17 protein-coding genes are annotated in these 14,095 nt (G+C 61.7%); 9 read left to right on the top strand and 8 right to left on the bottom strand.

Annotated elements, in window-relative coordinates:
* Positions 1-42: 42 nt before the first annotated feature.
* Positions 43-981, bottom strand: coding sequence for a LysR family transcriptional regulator (locus ACLRDN_RS07795; RefSeq protein WP_413459670.1), 939 nt, complete (start codon positions 979-981; stop codon positions 43-45).
* Between the two features lie 302 nt (positions 982-1,283).
* Between ACLRDN_RS07795 and ACLRDN_RS07790 the strand changes: the two genes are divergently transcribed.
* The 4 genes from ACLRDN_RS07790 to ACLRDN_RS07775 all read left to right on the top strand — a co-directional run bounded on the left by ACLRDN_RS07790 (position 1,284) and on the right by ACLRDN_RS07775 (position 5,266).
* Complete coding sequence (locus tag ACLRDN_RS07790; RefSeq protein WP_413459669.1) at positions 1,284-2,489, top strand: aminotransferase class V-fold PLP-dependent enzyme; 1,206 nt, start codon at positions 1,284-1,286, stop codon at positions 2,487-2,489.
* A gap of 170 nt (positions 2,490-2,659) precedes the next feature.
* Positions 2,660-3,670, top strand: coding sequence for a methionine ABC transporter ATP-binding protein (locus tag ACLRDN_RS07785; RefSeq protein WP_413459668.1), 1,011 nt, complete (start codon positions 2,660-2,662; stop codon positions 3,668-3,670).
* A complete protein-coding gene (locus ACLRDN_RS07780; protein ID WP_413459667.1) occupies positions 3,667-4,365 on the top strand; it encodes a methionine ABC transporter permease in 699 nt (232 codons plus the stop codon). Before ACLRDN_RS07785 ends, ACLRDN_RS07780 begins: the two co-directional genes overlap by 4 nt.
* Before the next feature lie 109 nt (positions 4,366-4,474).
* Positions 4,475-5,266, top strand: a complete 792-nt coding sequence (locus ACLRDN_RS07775) for a MetQ/NlpA family ABC transporter substrate-binding protein (RefSeq protein WP_413459666.1) — start codon at positions 4,475-4,477, stop codon at positions 5,264-5,266.
* Positions 5,267-5,429: 163 nt separating this feature from the next.
* On the opposite strand, the gene ACLRDN_RS07770 is transcribed toward ACLRDN_RS07775, so the two are convergent.
* Together ACLRDN_RS07770 and ACLRDN_RS07765 are read right to left on the bottom strand one after the other, a co-directional pair.
* Positions 5,430-5,735, bottom strand: a complete 306-nt coding sequence (locus tag ACLRDN_RS07770) for a HigA family addiction module antitoxin (protein WP_413459665.1) — start codon at positions 5,733-5,735, stop codon at positions 5,430-5,432.
* 9 nt (positions 5,736-5,744) lie between these two features.
* On the bottom strand, positions 5,745-5,921 hold the full coding sequence (locus ACLRDN_RS07765; RefSeq protein WP_413460361.1) for a type II toxin-antitoxin system RelE/ParE family toxin: 177 nt from the start codon (positions 5,919-5,921) through the stop codon (positions 5,745-5,747).
* Between the two features lie 467 nt (positions 5,922-6,388).
* On the opposite strand from ACLRDN_RS07765, the gene ACLRDN_RS07760 reads away from it, so the two are divergent.
* Positions 6,389-7,186, top strand: a complete 798-nt coding sequence (locus ACLRDN_RS07760; RefSeq protein ID WP_413459664.1) for a transporter substrate-binding domain-containing protein — start codon at positions 6,389-6,391, stop codon at positions 7,184-7,186.
* Positions 7,187-7,231: 45 nt separating this feature from the next.
* Here the strand turns inward: ACLRDN_RS07760 and ACLRDN_RS07755 are convergent, their stop codons facing one another.
* Both ACLRDN_RS07755 and ACLRDN_RS07750 read right to left on the bottom strand, forming a co-directional pair.
* Positions 7,232-8,023: a transporter substrate-binding domain-containing protein gene (locus tag ACLRDN_RS07755; protein ID WP_413459663.1), complete on the bottom strand. Its 792-nt coding sequence runs from the start codon at positions 8,021-8,023 to the stop codon at positions 7,232-7,234.
* 472 nt (positions 8,024-8,495) lie between these two features.
* Positions 8,496-8,651 (bottom strand): hypothetical protein, encoded by a 156-nt coding sequence (locus ACLRDN_RS07750; RefSeq protein WP_413459662.1) that lies wholly within the window; start codon positions 8,649-8,651, stop codon positions 8,496-8,498.
* Here ACLRDN_RS07750 and ACLRDN_RS07745 point away from each other — a divergent pair.
* A complete protein-coding gene (locus ACLRDN_RS07745) occupies positions 8,650-8,877 on the top strand; it encodes a hypothetical protein (protein WP_088756648.1) in 228 nt (75 codons plus the stop codon). The two genes, ACLRDN_RS07750 and ACLRDN_RS07745, sit on opposite strands and share 2 nt — an antisense overlap.
* 193 nt (positions 8,878-9,070) lie before the next feature.
* Here the strand turns inward: ACLRDN_RS07745 and ACLRDN_RS07740 are convergent, their stop codons facing one another.
* Together ACLRDN_RS07740 and ACLRDN_RS07735 are read right to left on the bottom strand one after the other, a co-directional pair.
* Positions 9,071-10,642 carry a methyl-accepting chemotaxis protein gene (locus ACLRDN_RS07740; RefSeq protein WP_413459661.1) on the bottom strand — a complete coding sequence of 524 codons (1,572 nt, stop codon included), beginning with the start codon at positions 10,640-10,642 and terminating at the stop codon, positions 9,071-9,073.
* 166 nt (positions 10,643-10,808) lie between these two features.
* Positions 10,809-12,053 carry an alpha/beta hydrolase family protein gene (locus ACLRDN_RS07735; protein WP_413459660.1) on the bottom strand — a complete coding sequence of 415 codons (1,245 nt, stop codon included), beginning with the start codon at positions 12,051-12,053 and terminating at the stop codon, positions 10,809-10,811.
* Positions 12,054-12,307: 254 nt separating this feature from the next.
* Here ACLRDN_RS07735 and ACLRDN_RS07730 point away from each other — a divergent pair, with 254 nt between their 5' ends.
* The 3 genes from ACLRDN_RS07730 (at position 12,308) to ACLRDN_RS07720 (ending at position 13,520) form a co-directional block, all read left to right on the top strand.
* On the top strand, positions 12,308-12,697 hold the full coding sequence (locus tag ACLRDN_RS07730; protein ID WP_413459659.1) for a hypothetical protein: 390 nt from the start codon (positions 12,308-12,310) through the stop codon (positions 12,695-12,697).
* A gap of 180 nt (positions 12,698-12,877) precedes the next feature.
* On the top strand, positions 12,878-13,279 hold the full coding sequence (locus tag ACLRDN_RS07725) for a response regulator (RefSeq protein ID WP_413459658.1): 402 nt from the start codon (positions 12,878-12,880) through the stop codon (positions 13,277-13,279).
* A 10-nt stretch (positions 13,280-13,289) separates the two neighbouring features.
* Positions 13,290-13,520: a hypothetical protein gene (locus ACLRDN_RS07720; RefSeq protein ID WP_413459657.1), complete on the top strand. Its 231-nt coding sequence runs from the start codon at positions 13,290-13,292 to the stop codon at positions 13,518-13,520.
* 12 nt (positions 13,521-13,532) lie between these two features.
* Here the strand turns inward: ACLRDN_RS07720 and ACLRDN_RS07715 are convergent, their stop codons facing one another.
* Positions 13,533-14,078, bottom strand: coding sequence for a VOC family protein (locus ACLRDN_RS07715; RefSeq protein ID WP_413459656.1), 546 nt, complete (start codon positions 14,076-14,078; stop codon positions 13,533-13,535).
* Positions 14,079-14,095: the final 17 nt, after the last annotated feature.

Raw genomic sequence — 14,095 nt, 5'->3', positions numbered from 1 at the left:
GCTGCTTGCTTGGGTTTTACTACACTGCTACTGCGAAATCATTTACAACAATTCATCATGCAGGCTGGCATCGCGCTTGACGAAGCCCTGCAAGGTGCTGCGGGCGGCCTTTTCCACGGCATCGATCAGGCGTTGCGTGACGCCCTCGACCGGCTTGCCATAGGGCGTGACCACGCCAAAATAAAACGGAATCTCCATCGCCAGCCGCTTGACCACCATGCCCTCGATGGGCATGCCATAGGCCGTGGCCGGCTCCACCAGCGCCACGCCCAGCCCGGCGCGGGCAGCCATGATGGCATTGAAGGAGGTGTTGGTATCGATGGCGACATCGAGCTGGCTGTCCTCACCCAGCGCGATCTCCACGCGCTGGCGCAGGCGATAGCGGTTGGACATGGTGATGACGCGCTGGCCGCGCAAGGCGGCGCGGGTGAGCTTGTCCTTGCCCGCCAGCGGATGATCGGCGCGCACCACCGCCACGCAGGGCGCTTCGCCGATCCAGTGCAGGTCCAGCCCGCGATGGGCCACCGGCAGCGAGGTCAGCCCCAGGCTGACGGTGCGATGCAGGACCGCATGCACGACCTGCTCGGCCGAGGCGCTGCGCAAATGGACGTGTTCGGGAAAGGCGCGCTCCTTGTCGGCGGCCAGCAATTGCAGGGCCGCCGGGGCGATGGTGGAGGCCAGCGCGGGGGTGGCAACCAGGTGGACGGGATGGACTTCTTCACGGGCGATTTCCTGCGCCCGTTCGCGGATGCTGCGCAGGCCGACCAGTGAACGCTCCACTTCCTCGTAGAGCAGGAAGGCCTTGGCCGTGGGCGTGACGCGCGGACCGTTGCGGTCGAACAGGGCGTAGCCCAGCTCGGCCTCCAGTTCGCCGACGGCCTTGCTGACGGCGGGCTGCGAACGGCCCAGGCTGCGGCCGGCACCGGTCACGCTCCCCAGGGTCATTACGGCCGCAAATGCCTCCAGCTGATTCAGATCCATCGAAATCGCTTTCCTTGATCAAGGTCCTTGCATATGATTTTCGAATTATAGGTTTGCTTGTATTCTATTTCAGTATAATAATTTTGTATAAGCAAATGCATGGGGCGGCATGTGACCGGGAATCGCGCTGCCCTCCTGTCTTGCGGCCTGGCTGATCGAAATGCCTGCGGGCAATTTTCGAAAATCGTATATACAAATGCGCGCAAAGTCGTTATCCAAATAAGGTAACCAGCGTTACTGTAGATACCGGCCCCTGGCCACCCTGCTCAACTGGAACCCTCTGGACTCTCCGGAACACCGTCATGAACGCCCCTGCTCCCTGTCGCCCGCCGGCCGATCTTCGCTTCCCCATCTATCTGGACTATGGCGCCACCACGCCGGTCGATCCGCACGTGGCGCGTGTCATGTGCGACTTCCTCACCGAAAAATTCGGCAATGCGGCCAGCAGCTCCCATCCCTTTGGCTGGGAAGCACGGCGCGCGGTGGACAAGGCGCGCGCGCAGGTGGCCGGCCTGGTCGGCGCCCGTCCGGATGAAATCATCTGGACCTCGGGCGCCACTGAATCCAACAACCTGGCCCTGAAAGGCTGTGCCCACGCGCTGCGCGCCCAAGGGCGGGGCAAGCATCTCATCACCGTGGCGACCGAACACAAGGCCGTGCTGGACACCATGCATACGCTGGAAAAGGCCGGCTTCGAGGTCACCTACCTGCAGCCCGGCGCGGATGGCCTCATCACGCCGGCCCAGTTCCGTGCGGCGTTGCGGCCGGACACGCTGCTGGCCTCGGTGATGTATGTCAACAACGAGATCGGCGTGATACAGCCCATTGCCGAGCTGGGTGAACTGTGTGCCGGGCACGGTGTGGTGTTCCACGTCGATGCGGTGCAGGCGGCCGGCAAGATCGCCATCGACCTGCAGCAGCTGAAGGTGGACCTGATGTCCTTCTCGGCGCACAAGGTCTATGGCCCCAAGGGCATAGGCGCGCTGTATGTACGGCACAATCCGGCCCTGAAGCTGGAAGCCCAGATCGACGGCGGCGGCCATGAGAACGGCATGCGCTCCGGCACCCTGGCCACGCACCAGATCGTGGGCATGGGCGAAGCCTTTGCCCTGGCCGGTGACTTGCTGGAAGAAGAAGGACGCCGCATCCGCGCCCTGCGTGACCGGCTCTGGTCCGGCCTGGCGGACCTGCCGGGGGTGCAGCTGAACGGCAGCGCCGAGGCGCGCGTACCGCACAATCTCAACGTGAGCTTCCCGCCCACACGCTACGGCACACTGGGCAGCCAGTTGCTGGGCATTGCCGTGTCGGCCGGTTCGGCCTGCAATTCGGCGGCTTCGGCGCCCTCCTTCGTGCTGCTGGCCATCGGCCGTTCGCCCGACGTGGCACGCAATGCCGTGCGTTTTTCGCTGGGGCGCGGCACGACCGAGGCCGAGATCGATTACGTCGTGGCCACCGTGCGGCAGGTGCTGGCGCATGAGGTCGAGACGGAACTGCTAGCGGCGCATTGAAACGGATGGGGCGGCGAGCTTAGTTTTCAGACAAGGTGCGCGCCGGCCCCGTCATTCCCGTTTGTTAGGTTTTAACTAGCTTTTTCTCTCATAAGCTAAGAACTTTTTATAAGTTCTCACGTGGGTCACGCCCGGTTAGACTCGGGGCCGTTTCCTTAGAACTGACCAACGTGATTCGCATCGAGCAACTCCACAAGACTTACCGTGCCGGCCAGCGCGACATCATCGCGCTGCAGGACATCAACCTGGACATCGCCCAGGGAGAGATCTTCGGCATCATCGGCCGTTCCGGCGCCGGCAAGAGTACCCTGATCCGCACCCTCAACGTCCTCGAACGCCCCGACAGCGGGCGCGTCCTCATCGACGGCGAAGACATCACCGGCCTGGGCCATGAAGCCCTGCTCGGCCTGCGCCAGCGCGTGGGCATGATCTTCCAGCATTTCAACCTGCTCAACGCCAAGACGGTGGCGCAGAACATCGACTGGCCCCTCAAGATTACCGGCCGCTACACGCGCGAGCAGCGCGCCGCGCGCGTGACTGAACTGCTGGAGCTGGTGGGGCTGGACGCGCACCGCGACCAGTATCCGGCGCAGTTGTCGGGCGGCCAGAAGCAGCGCGTGGGCATCGCCCGGGCACTGGCCAACTCGCCGCGCCTGCTGCTGTGCGACGAAGCCACCTCGGCGCTGGACCCGGAGACTACCCAGTCCATCCTGCGCCTGCTGCTGGACATCAATCGCAAGCTGGGCCTGACCATCGTGCTGATCACGCACGAGATGGAAGTCATCCGCAGCATCTGCGACCGCGTCGCCGTGCTGGACCAGGGCGCGGTCGCCGAACAGGGCCGCGTGGTCGACATCTTCCTGCGCCCGCAGCACGCCGTGACACGATCGCTGCTGGCCGAAAGCCACGCCTGGGATGCCAGCGATACGCTCTACCAGCGACGCCCTGATGGCGCGCTGGTGCGCCTGACCTATGCCGGTGAAGTGGCGGCACAACCCATCCTGTCGCAACTGACGGCAGCGACCACGGCACTGGCCACCATCGTGCGCGGCACCGTTTCGCGCATCAAGGACACGCCCTACGGGCAATTGCTGGTGGAATTCTCGGGCGGTGACGAAGCCGTCGCGCAAGTCCTGGCGCGCTTGCGCGACTCCGGCATCGATCATGAGGTGCTGGCATGAGCGCGCTGTCTTCCCTGTCTGCCCTGGTGGGCCAGATCGACCTGTCGGTCATCGACTGGAGCGAGGTCGGCGACGCCACCGTGGAAACCCTGGCCATGACCGGTGGTTCCCTGTTCTTCACGGTCTTGCTGGGACTGCCGCTGGGCATCCTGCTGTTCCTGACCAATCGCGGCCAGCTGCTGGAACAGCGCGCTCTGTACTGGGTGCTGTCGCTGGTGGTCAACGTGCTGCGCTCGGTGCCCTTCCTGATTTTGCTGATCCTGCTGATCCCCTTCACGCTGTGGCTGGTGGGCAGCTCGCTGGGCGTGACCGGCGCCATTCCGCCGCTGGTGATCGGTACGGCCCCCTTCTTTGCCCGCCTGACCGAAAGCGTGCTGCGCGACATCGACCGCGGCATTCTCGAAGCCTGTACCGCCATGGGGGCGCGGCGTCGCCAGATCATTTTTGGCGCGCTCTTGCCCGAAGCCCTGCCGGGCCTGCTGGCGGCGGTGACCATCACCGCGATCACCCTGATGTCGTATGCCGCGATGTCGGGCGTGATCGGTGGCGGCGGCCTGGGCGACCTGGCCATTCGCTATGGCTACCAGCGCTTCCAGACCGAAGTGATGGTGGTCACGGTGGCCATCCTGGTGGTGCTGGTGCAGTTGCTGCAGTTCTTTGGCGACCGCCTGGTGCTGCGCTTCACCCGCAAGTAAGGCAGTAACGAACGGCAGTCCATGTTTTTCCGGGTGCGCTCCCCACGAGGGAGGCTCCCACACCACGTCAACCGACGTTCAATCGTTATACAAAAGAATGGAGAGAACCATGATCCGCAAACTGATCCCACAACTGGTGGCCGGTGCCGCCCTGGCCTTCAGCGTGGGCGCCCACGCCGCCGACAAGCTGGTGATTGCCGCCACCCCCGTGCCGCATGCCGAGATCCTGGAACACATCAAGCCGGCCCTGGCCAAGGAAGGCATTGAGCTGCAGGTCAAGGTCTTCACCGACTACGTGCAGCCGGCCGCGCAGACCAACGAGAAGCAGGTCGATGGCAACTTCTTCCTGCACCAGCCCTACCTGGACCAGTTCAAGAAGAGCCACAAGAACGACATCGAAGTGCCGGTGGCCAAGGTCCATGTCGAGCCCTTCGCTGCCTATTCGCAGAAGTTCAAGAAGGTCGCCGACATTCCTGACGGCGCCACCATCGCCATCCCCAATGATCCGTCCAACTCGGGCCGTGCCCTGCTGCTGCTGGCCCGCAATGGCCTCATCAAGCTCAAGGACAGCTCCAACATTTCCTCGACCCAGAAGGACATCGTGGAAAACCCCAAGAAGCTGAAGTTCCGCGCCCTGGAAGCGGCCACCCTGCCGCGCGTGCTGAACCAGGTCGACGTCGCCCTGATCAACACCAACTATGCGCTGGAAGCCAAGCTGAACCCGGTCAAGGATTCGCTGTTCATCGAAGATGCGAACTCGCCCTATGCCAACCTGCTGGTGGCGCGTGAAGACAACAAGGACAGCGCCGCCATCAAGAAGCTGGCCGCCGCCTTGAATACCCCGGACGTGAAGAAGTTCATCGAAGAGAAGTACAAGGGCGCAGTCGTTCCGGCCTTCTGATGCATTCGGGCAGACTGCACCGTCTGCCTGTCACACCGCCGGTGTGTCCCGCAGAGCCGGGACCACCGCAGAAGCGTGCATAGCGCCAGGCCGGTGTGTTTTACTGCAAGCCACGGAGTGATCCGTGGCTTTTTTATGCGCCACTGAATCGACCGCTTTGACCTCAGCCATGAACGGTCATCAAGGGACGAATCCGGGACTTGATGACCGGCAGCAGGTCCCGATAGGCGATGCGCACATCGTATTCTGACTGGAGATTAAGCCAGAACAGTGGATCCATCTTGAAGTAAACGCCGAGGCGTACGGCGGTATCTACTGTCACGGGCCGCTTGCCGTTAATGATTTCACTGATGCGCGAAACCGGCACATCGATATCAGATGCGACACGCGCGGCAGTCATTCCCATGGGCTTGATGAATTCCTCAAGCAGAATTTCGCCGGGATGAATCTCTTCCAACTTTTTGCTCATGATGCCTTCCTAGTGATAGTCCACGATCTCGACATCGTGGGCCGCTCCATCTACCCATCTGAAACAGATACGCCACTGGTCACTCACACGAATGCTGTGCTGCCCTTTGCGATCTCCCTTGAGCAGTTCGAGTCGATTACCCGGCGGCACTCTCAATGCGCCCAGATCACGGGCACCATGGAGCATCTGGAGCTTGCGCCGAGCCACCCGTTCGATATTGCGAAAACGGTGAACGGAGAAACTGTTGAAGAGCATCTCGGTTTCTGAACAGGCAAATGAATGAATCATCTGAATAAGGATTGTATAACGTGGGACGAGTTCTGTTAAACAGAACCCGCCTGACAGAACACGCAATCCTAAGAGATGCCAGGGCCAAATAACGCTTTGTCAAAAATTTGAGTTCAGATATCAAAAATTATCGAGCACCGAGACAAGCGCAAACTTGGTGAACCCCCGCCCCAAGATCGCCCCTCCCCGCCCCGCCATCAGCCAGTCCCGATCGGCATGACGCCATGCCGGATCAGCATCGCCCGCATCGATGCGGCCAGCGTGCACGCTCAACCCTCTTCAGTTGCTCAGTGGCCGTACGCTTGCTGGCATGGTCATTGCAAACCCGCCCGGCACGATACAGTCCATACAACGAAAGGGATCACATGAAATTTGCCAAACCGGTGCTGGCCATCTCGCTGGCCCTGCTGGGCCTGTCCACCCAAGTCGCGCAAGCGGATGCACTGGCCGATATCCAGAAGGCGGGCACGGTGCGCATTGCGGTGCCCCAGGACTTCGCGCCCTTCGGTTCGGTCACGGCCGACCTGCAGCTGCAAGGCCTGGATATCGACGTGGCCAGGCTGATCGCCCAGAAGATGGGCGTCAAGGCCGAGCTGGTGCCCGTGGCCAGCGCCAATCGCATCGCCTACCTGCAAACGCACAAGGCCGACCTGGTCATCTCCACCCTGGGCAAAAATGCCGAACGTGAAAAGGTGATCGACTTCTCCCAATCCTATGCCCCCTACAACAACAGCGTCTTCGGCGTGGCTTCGGTGAAAGTCAGCGGCCCCGAAGACCTGGCCGGCAAGACCGTGGGGGTGGCGCGCGGCACCTTCCAGGACCTGCAACTGACCGACACCGCTCCCAAGAGCGCCACCATCAAGCGCTACGAAGACAACAACGCCATGATCTCGGCCTATGTCTCCGGACAGGTGCAGCTGGTGGGCACCGGCGACTTCGTGGCCTACGCGCTGGCCGAAAAGGCGCCGGCCAACAAGCCCGTGCTCAAGTACATCATCAATGAATCGAGCTGCAGCGTCGGACTCAACAAGGGAGAAGCCGCCTTGCTGGCCAAGGTCAACGAGGTGCTGACGGCCGCCAAGAAAAGTGGCGAACTCAACGGCATCGTCCAGAAATGGCTCAACGTCCCCCTCCCGGCCAAGATGGCCACGACCTTCCAGTAAGCAAAACGGCCCGCCAAGGCGGGCCGTCTTCCTGCGCGAGACCGCTTACTGGTAAGTGGTCGCGATCTTCTCGGGCAGTGGCACGTTGAGCCACTTCTGCACAATGCCATTGAGCTCCCCGCTCTTCTTGGACGCCGTCAGTGCATCGTTGACCTTGGCCATGAGCGCCGGCTCGCCCTTGTTCATGCCGACGTAGCAGGTCGATACGTTGATGATGTACTTCAGCAGCGGCTTGTTGGTCGGGGTCTTCTCGGCCAGCGCATAGGCCACGAAGTCGCCCGTACCGACGATCTGCACCTGGCCCGACACGTAGGCCGAGATCAGGCCGTTGTTGTCTTCATAGCGCTTGATGGTGGTGCTCTTGGGCACGCTGTCGGTGAGCATCAAATCCTCGAAGGTGGAACGGGCCACGCCCACGGTCTGGTTGGCCAGGTCGGCCGGGCCGGAGACCTTGATCGCCGCCACGCCGAAGACGCTGTTGTTGTAGGGGGCATAGCCCTGCGAGAAGTCGATCACCTTTTCGCGCTCGGCATTCTTGCCCAGGGTCGAGATGATGAGGTCGATCTTGTGCGTCTGCAGGAAAGCCATGCGGCTGGAGATTGGCACGGGCACCAGCTCGGCCTTCACGCCCAGGCCACGCGCGACCAGTTTGGCCACTTCGATGTCCAGGCCCTGCAGCTGCAGGTCGGACGTGACCGAGCCGTAGGGCGCAAAGTCCTGCGGTACGCCGATCTTGACCACGCCGGCTTTCTGGATGTCAGCCAGGTTGTCGGCACAGGCGGTACCACTGAGGGTGGCCAGAGCGGCCAGGGCGAGGATGGTCTTGACGAACTTCATGAGGGTTCCCTTGTTGTCGTGGAGGTCGGACGTCGCGTGCAAAAAAATCAAGTGAGCAAACACTTAGAAAATCACGCGATTGACTATGCGTGCGTACCCGGCCGTTGCCCAGGAGCAGGAACGCCAGGACGCTGTCCTGTCTGTGCAAGGAGCATGCCAGCGCCCGGTTGCTGGCGTAAATCATTTCCCTGGCAGCCCGTCGCGCCGGAACTTCGATATCGCTCCCGGTATCAATCAGCGTACTGCCTGAAGTTTTAAGGTTTGCGCAGTTGGCCATGCACACTGTGTCTGCCCGCCAATGCCCATCCCCCGAGCGAAAGCCGGAATACGAACCACTGCGCAAAAGACATGGCAACACTGCAAAATCTAAGGATTGGAAAACCTGTCCGCTCGGTCAATACTTTAGAAATTCGCTTGACACGATCTGCAAGCAGGAATAAAAAGCGGGGGCATCATCGCTGTTGCGATCTCGTCAAAGATCAGCCTCAGCATTCCCGCCCAATAAGAGCGGACAGATAATCATCGTAAAATCGAGGAAATAAGTTCTTCTGTCTTCACGATCAAAGTTATATTGCCGCAGGCATTCTACCAACGTCATTTCCAGACCAATCACAAGGGAGATACCCATGCCCAAGCGTTCCAAGACCGTCGAGCCCGTCGTGGTGGTTCCACCCCAGTTCCTGACCGAACCGGATGGTTTCCTCAATGTTCCGGTGAGCCGCAAGACCCGCGACCACATCCATCACCTCAAGAAGAGCATGCGCGTCTCCAGCCAGGCCGAAGTGATCGAAAAAGCCGTGGCCATCGTGCGCGCCATCGACCTGGCCGCCAAGGGCGAACTGCCCGACAACTGAGGCCTGCGCCAAGGCCGGTTCACGTTCCATCTTCCTCGCCGCAACCGGCCCCGGTTGCGGCTTGCTTCCCACATCCCTTTGCACCAGCCGTCGCGGGCCATGGCTCATCGGCGGCGCCAATTGCCCATAAAAAAAGCTGCCCGATGTCCGGACAGCTTTTCTTGGGTGACGCCACCTGAACAGCCCCTGCGCCTTATCCCAACGCTGAGCGCGCCTGCTGCGGCAAGCGGAAGACGGCCACCTTCTCGGCCAGCTCGGCAGCCTGCCCTTGCATGGAACGCGAGGCAGCAGCGGCCTCTTCCACCAGGGCAGCATTCTGCTGGGTGACTTCATCCATCTGCGACACGGCCTGATGCACCTGTTCGATGCCGGCACGCTGCTCTTCGCCGGCGGCGCTGATCTGTCCGATGATGGTATTGACCTGGGCCACGCTCTGCACGATTTCGTCCATGGTCTGGCCGGCCTTCTTGACCAGCTGGGCACCGGAATCGACCTTCTCCACCGAGTCGCCAATCAAGACCTTGATTTCCTTGGCGGCCGCCGCCGAGCGCTGGGCCAGGCTGCGCACTTCGGTGGCCACCACCGCAAAGCCGCGTCCCTGTTCGCCTGCGCGCGCCGCTTCCACTGCGGCGTTGAGCGCCAGGATATTGGTCTGGAAGGCGATGCCGTCGATCACCCCGATGATGTCCACGATCTTGCGCGCGGAGGCATCGATGGCGTCCATGGTGCTGACCACCTCGCCCACGATGGCGCCACCCTGGCCGGCGATGTGCGAAGCGGCTTGTGCCATCTCGGCGGCCTGGCGTGCGTTGGCGCTGTTTTGCTGCACGGTGGAGGTCAGCTCTTCCATCGAGGAAGCGGTTTCTTCCAGCGAGCTGGCCTGGTGTTCGGTACGCGCCGACAGGTCCTGGTTGCCGGCCGCGATTTCCTGTGACGCGGTGGCGATGGTGTCCGCCCCCGTGCGCACGTTGGCGACGATATCGACCAGGGCGGTATTCATCTCGCGCAGTGCGCCCAGCAGGTCACCGGTTTCATCCGGCGCGCGGTCGTTGATGGTCTTGGTCAGGTCGCCATTGGCGACCTTTCGGGCCGCATCGACGGCATCGGCCATGGGTACGGTGATGGAGCGGCTGATGGCCAGCGCAGCGATCAGGCCCAGCAGGATCGCCACTGCCGCCGAGACGCCGAGGATAGTTGCAGAGGTAACATAAGTTGCGTGGGCGGCCTCGCTGGCGGTGCGCATCTGGCCTTCAAACAAGGCAACCAGTTGCTGGAGCGTGGCCAGCAGTTCGCCCTGGGTCTTGTAGCGCGGACCGAACAGCAGGCGCTGTGCTTCCAGGTTCTGGTTCTTCAGGCCAAGGGCGACCACATCGCCCGTGAACGCGAAATACGCCTTGCTTTGTTCATCGACCAGGGCAGACAGACGGCGGCCCTCGTCGGTCACCACACGGGCGCGGACAAATTCGAGGGCCTTCTGGAATTCCGCCAGATCCTTGTCGATGGACTGCTTGTTGCTGTTCATCTGCGCATCATCTTCGAGGATGATGATGTTGCGCGCCGACCGGGCGATGTTCATCATCAGGTATTGCATCTTCTGGGCCGCATTGACCTTGGGATAAATTCCGCTGCTCAACTCGGAGGAAGTCGCATCCAGGGAGGACATGCGCGTGATCCCGATGAAGGTAATGATGACCAGCAACAGCAGGAGGGCAGCAAAGCCCGCAGCAAGACGGGTGCCAAGGCGGAGACGGCGGAGAGGATTCATGTGGATTGCGCAGTGGAGTCGGACAAGGCCGGCGGGAGTACCGGCACGGCGATGATAAGACGGATGAGCTGCCGGCTCAGGGGGGAATAAAGGGGCAGAGACAGGTCTGATCGGCCCTTGCAAGCTTGCCCCGGACCTGTCTCACCTTACCGCCAGCTGCGGCGCGCTATTGGCCCGCCGCCTTCTCATCAAACCAGCGCTTCCAGGCGGGCACCGCCGTGGCAAAGGTGCCGCGATGGGTGGTCGGCCCGGTGGAGACCGCCTGTACCCGTGCGTTGCCGGCGCCCATGGCCTGCGCATAGGTCATCGCCATGCGGCCCACGCCGGGGGTGATGGCCTCGTCGGTTTCGCCATAGTAATTGCGCACGTCCGAACGGATCACCCAGCGGTAGGCCTGGGTGGTCGCAATCAGGCGGCCGTAGGCCGACCGGGCGAAATATTGGGGGTCAAAATATTCGGGCCGCATCAGCTTGTGCAGGTCGGTCGGGATATCGGCCACATTGAAGGGCTGGCGATCGTAGGCTTTCTTGGCCACCGGATAGGACGCATCGGTGAGCACCGAGCGCGCCAGGCCGGGCACGCCATAATAATTTTCGAAGGCAAAGGCCGACAGGATCACGATGCTGTTGAGCCAGGCAGCATCGTTGGGGCGCGGAAAAGTGAGAAATCCTTCGAGCAGTGCAAATACGTCCAGCGGAGCACTGGCCGTGGTGGCCGCATCCACCTTGACACCGGCCGCTTCCAGTTTTTCGAGGAAGGCCATGGTCACGAAACCACCCTGCGACCACCCGGACAGGAACAGCTTGTCCTCCCCTACGCCCATGCTGGCCAGCACGCTGCGCGCAGCCAGCAGCATGTCGTAGGTGGCTTGCTGGTGACTGCCCTTGACCATGTAGCCTTCCGGCTCACCGGAAATACCCATGCCGAAATAATCCGCACCGATGAGCGCATAGCCCTGTCCGGCGAACTGGGCAATCATCAGCTGCGTTTCGGGTGATTGTTCGGGGAAGGAGGGCACCTGCTGGCGCTCGTAGACGGTGCCGTGCTGGTAGGACACCAATGAAAAGGACCTGGCCGGCGTGTCCGGCAGCGCCAGCAGGCCCGAGGCCAGGATGGGCTGGTTGCCGCGCTCCGGAATCACGGAAGGATACGTGATGCGGTAGAGCAGCACGGCATTGCGCGCGGGCGAATAGGTGACGGGCACGCCGGAGAAGGCCGGCGTGTCCTTTTGCAGGATGGTGTTGAGCTTGTCAACATCCCAGCGGCCGATCATCTGATAGCGCACGCCGGAAGCCACCGCCTGCACCGCCGCAGTGGCGGCTGCCTGGGCCGGGGCCGCAGAGGGCAGGATCGACAGGACCGCGCCCAGGACGCCAGCGGCCAGGCTGGCACGCATCAGACATGACTTCATCGCTTCCCCTTTTCTTGTATCGGAAATGAATCGCTGCAATCGTTTGCACCAGCACCGCCTGCGCATTACCGCCAGCCTGGCGCATTATGACGAGCCACAACGCAACGCAAAACCGGAACAGCAAGGTCTTTACTGCGCAAGCGCAAGTTTGGCCATGACGTGACTTCTGGTATAAACGTGGACTGGAACGTCGCTGCCTCCCCCCCGGTGCGGACGACGCCATTGACCTTCCGATATCGAGAAAAGAGCAAGCCATGAACAAGCGCCCCCACTCACGCTTCCGCTTCCTGAAGCTGGCCGCCCAGGCTGGCCTGATATGCGCCGCCACTCTGAGCCATCAGGTGCACGCGCAGGCCAACCTGGACTTCTTCTCCAACACGGCCGTGGCCGACCTGAAGAAGGAACAGATCAATTCCCTCTACGCCGCCATTACCGCTTCCCTGGATGCCGGCGTGAGCGGCAAGACCTCGCAGTGGACGGACGGGCCCAAGCCCGGCACCACGGCCAAGATCACTCCGACCTTCGAGCAGAGCACCCCGCCCTGCGCCAATGTGGACCTGGTCGTGAGCAGCAAGCGTGGCACCGAACCGCTCAAGTTGCGTTATTGCAAGAACAGCGCAGGCAAGTGGGCCTTGAGCAACTGAGAACAGCCACTGTGCCCCACTGACCCGGCATACAGCCCTCGTGCAGCACGCGGTGGCGGCTTCGGCCCCACCTGTGCGCTGCTGGCGGCAGCATCACCGGGCGGCGGTGCAGCGTGCCATCGGCATGCTTTTTGCTCATTGCAGTACATTACACCTTCCCCCTCAAGGTAGCTTTTCACTATGGCTGATACAGACCAACACTTTCTCGTCGTCGATGATTTCTCGACGATGCGCCGCATCGTCAGCGGCCTGCTCAAGGAACTCGAATACACCAAGATCGTGGAAGCCGATGATGGCTCCACGGCGCTGAAAATCCTGGAGTCCGGCGCTTCCAACATCACCTTCGTGCTGACGGACTGGAACATGCCCGTCATGGATGGCCTGACCCTGCTCAAGAAAATCCGCGGCACGCCTGCGCTGGCCCACCTGCCGGTATTGATGATCACGGCCGAAGCCAAGAAGGAAAACATCGTCACGGCCGCCCAGGAAGGCGCCGATGGCTACATCGTCAAACCTTTCAACGCCACCACGCTCAAGGAAAAGATCGAAAAGATCCTGGCGCGGCGCGCGCAGATGAAATGAGAGCGCGCTGATGGATATCCCCGCCAATGACGATCAACAAGACGCGGAAGTGGGCAGCATCATCAAGCATGTCTCGATGACGACACGCATCCACGAAACGCTCTACACCCTGGAGAGCCGCATCATCCAGGAAGCCGCCGGTGTGCAACGCTCGCAGTATCGCGTGCTGCTGGAACGCAATGTCATCAAGGACTGGACCGAAGGCGACGTCGCGCAGTACTTCGGACTGGACATCTACTGAGCCTGGACGCGCTCACTGCGCCGCCGGCGTGAACTCCTGCGCATGCATCCAGGCCGCGTGCCTGGGTGCGCGCCGGGTGCGCGCCCATTCGTCCAGCATCTCCCACTTGACCTCATCAAGACGCTGCAACTGCTGCGGGCTGGCGCAATCGGCTGCCAATTCCACACGGTGGCCGCTGGGATCGAAAAAATAAATGGATTTGAAAATAGTGTGATCGGTGACCCCGACCACGTCGATGCCATCGGCCTGCAGCCGCTGCATGACCTCCTTGAGGGTAGCCTCGCTGTCGACCTTGAAGGCGATGTGCTGCACCCATGCCGGGGTATTGGTGTCGCGCCCCATGGGCGGTGAATTGGGGATCTCGAAGAAGGCCAGCACATTGCCCTGGCCGGCATCGAGGAAGACGTGCATGTAAGGATCGGGCGCCTTGGTGGACGGCACCTGGTCTTCGGCAATGGCCAGGATGAAATCCATGTTCAGGTATTTCTGGTACCAGAGGACGGTTTGTCTGGCGTCCTTGCAGCGGTAGGCGACGTGGTGGATGCGGTCGATCTTCATGGCAGTCTCCTGAAAAG

This window comes from Herbaspirillum huttiense (assembly GCF_047300815.1).
Lineage (GTDB): Bacteria > Pseudomonadota > Gammaproteobacteria > Burkholderiales > Burkholderiaceae_D > Herbaspirillum > Herbaspirillum huttiense_A.
The sequence above is the reverse complement of the archived record's forward strand: the minus strand, read 5'-3'. Positions and strand labels throughout refer to the sequence as shown.

What these genes read in the sequence shown, in the direction of transcription:
- ACLRDN_RS07795 (WP_413459670.1), bottom strand. Translation starts at nt 981, where the DNA reads ATGGATCTGAATCAGCTGGAGGCATTTGCGGCCGTAATGACCCTGGGG.
- ACLRDN_RS07790 (WP_413459669.1), top strand. Translation starts at nt 1,284, where the DNA reads ATGAACGCCCCTGCTCCCTGTCGCCCGCCGGCCGATCTTCGCTTCCCC.
- ACLRDN_RS07780 (WP_413459667.1), top strand. Translation starts at nt 3,667, where the DNA reads ATGAGCGCGCTGTCTTCCCTGTCTGCCCTGGTGGGCCAGATCGACCTG.
- ACLRDN_RS07775 (WP_413459666.1), top strand. Translation starts at nt 4,475, where the DNA reads ATGATCCGCAAACTGATCCCACAACTGGTGGCCGGTGCCGCCCTGGCC.
- ACLRDN_RS07770 (WP_413459665.1), bottom strand. Translation starts at nt 5,735, where the DNA reads ATGAGCAAAAAGTTGGAAGAGATTCATCCCGGCGAAATTCTGCTTGAG.
- ACLRDN_RS07765 (WP_413460361.1), bottom strand. Translation starts at nt 5,921, where the DNA reads ATGCTCCATGGTGCCCGTGATCTGGGCGCATTGAGAGTGCCGCCGGGT.
- ACLRDN_RS07760 (WP_413459664.1), top strand. Translation starts at nt 6,389, where the DNA reads ATGAAATTTGCCAAACCGGTGCTGGCCATCTCGCTGGCCCTGCTGGGC.
- ACLRDN_RS07755 (WP_413459663.1), bottom strand. Translation starts at nt 8,023, where the DNA reads ATGAAGTTCGTCAAGACCATCCTCGCCCTGGCCGCTCTGGCCACCCTC.
- ACLRDN_RS07745 (WP_088756648.1), top strand. Translation starts at nt 8,650, where the DNA reads ATGCCCAAGCGTTCCAAGACCGTCGAGCCCGTCGTGGTGGTTCCACCC.
- ACLRDN_RS07750 (WP_413459662.1), bottom strand. Translation starts at nt 8,651, where the DNA reads ATGGGTATCTCCCTTGTGATTGGTCTGGAAATGACGTTGGTAGAATGC.
- ACLRDN_RS07740 (WP_413459661.1), bottom strand. Translation starts at nt 10,642, where the DNA reads ATGAATCCTCTCCGCCGTCTCCGCCTTGGCACCCGTCTTGCTGCGGGC.
- ACLRDN_RS07735 (WP_413459660.1), bottom strand. Translation starts at nt 12,053, where the DNA reads ATGAAGTCATGTCTGATGCGTGCCAGCCTGGCCGCTGGCGTCCTGGGC.
- ACLRDN_RS07730 (WP_413459659.1), top strand. Translation starts at nt 12,308, where the DNA reads ATGAACAAGCGCCCCCACTCACGCTTCCGCTTCCTGAAGCTGGCCGCC.
- ACLRDN_RS07725 (WP_413459658.1), top strand. Translation starts at nt 12,878, where the DNA reads ATGGCTGATACAGACCAACACTTTCTCGTCGTCGATGATTTCTCGACG.
- ACLRDN_RS07720 (WP_413459657.1), top strand. Translation starts at nt 13,290, where the DNA reads ATGGATATCCCCGCCAATGACGATCAACAAGACGCGGAAGTGGGCAGC.
- ACLRDN_RS07715 (WP_413459656.1), bottom strand. Translation starts at nt 14,078, where the DNA reads ATGAAGATCGACCGCATCCACCACGTCGCCTACCGCTGCAAGGACGCC.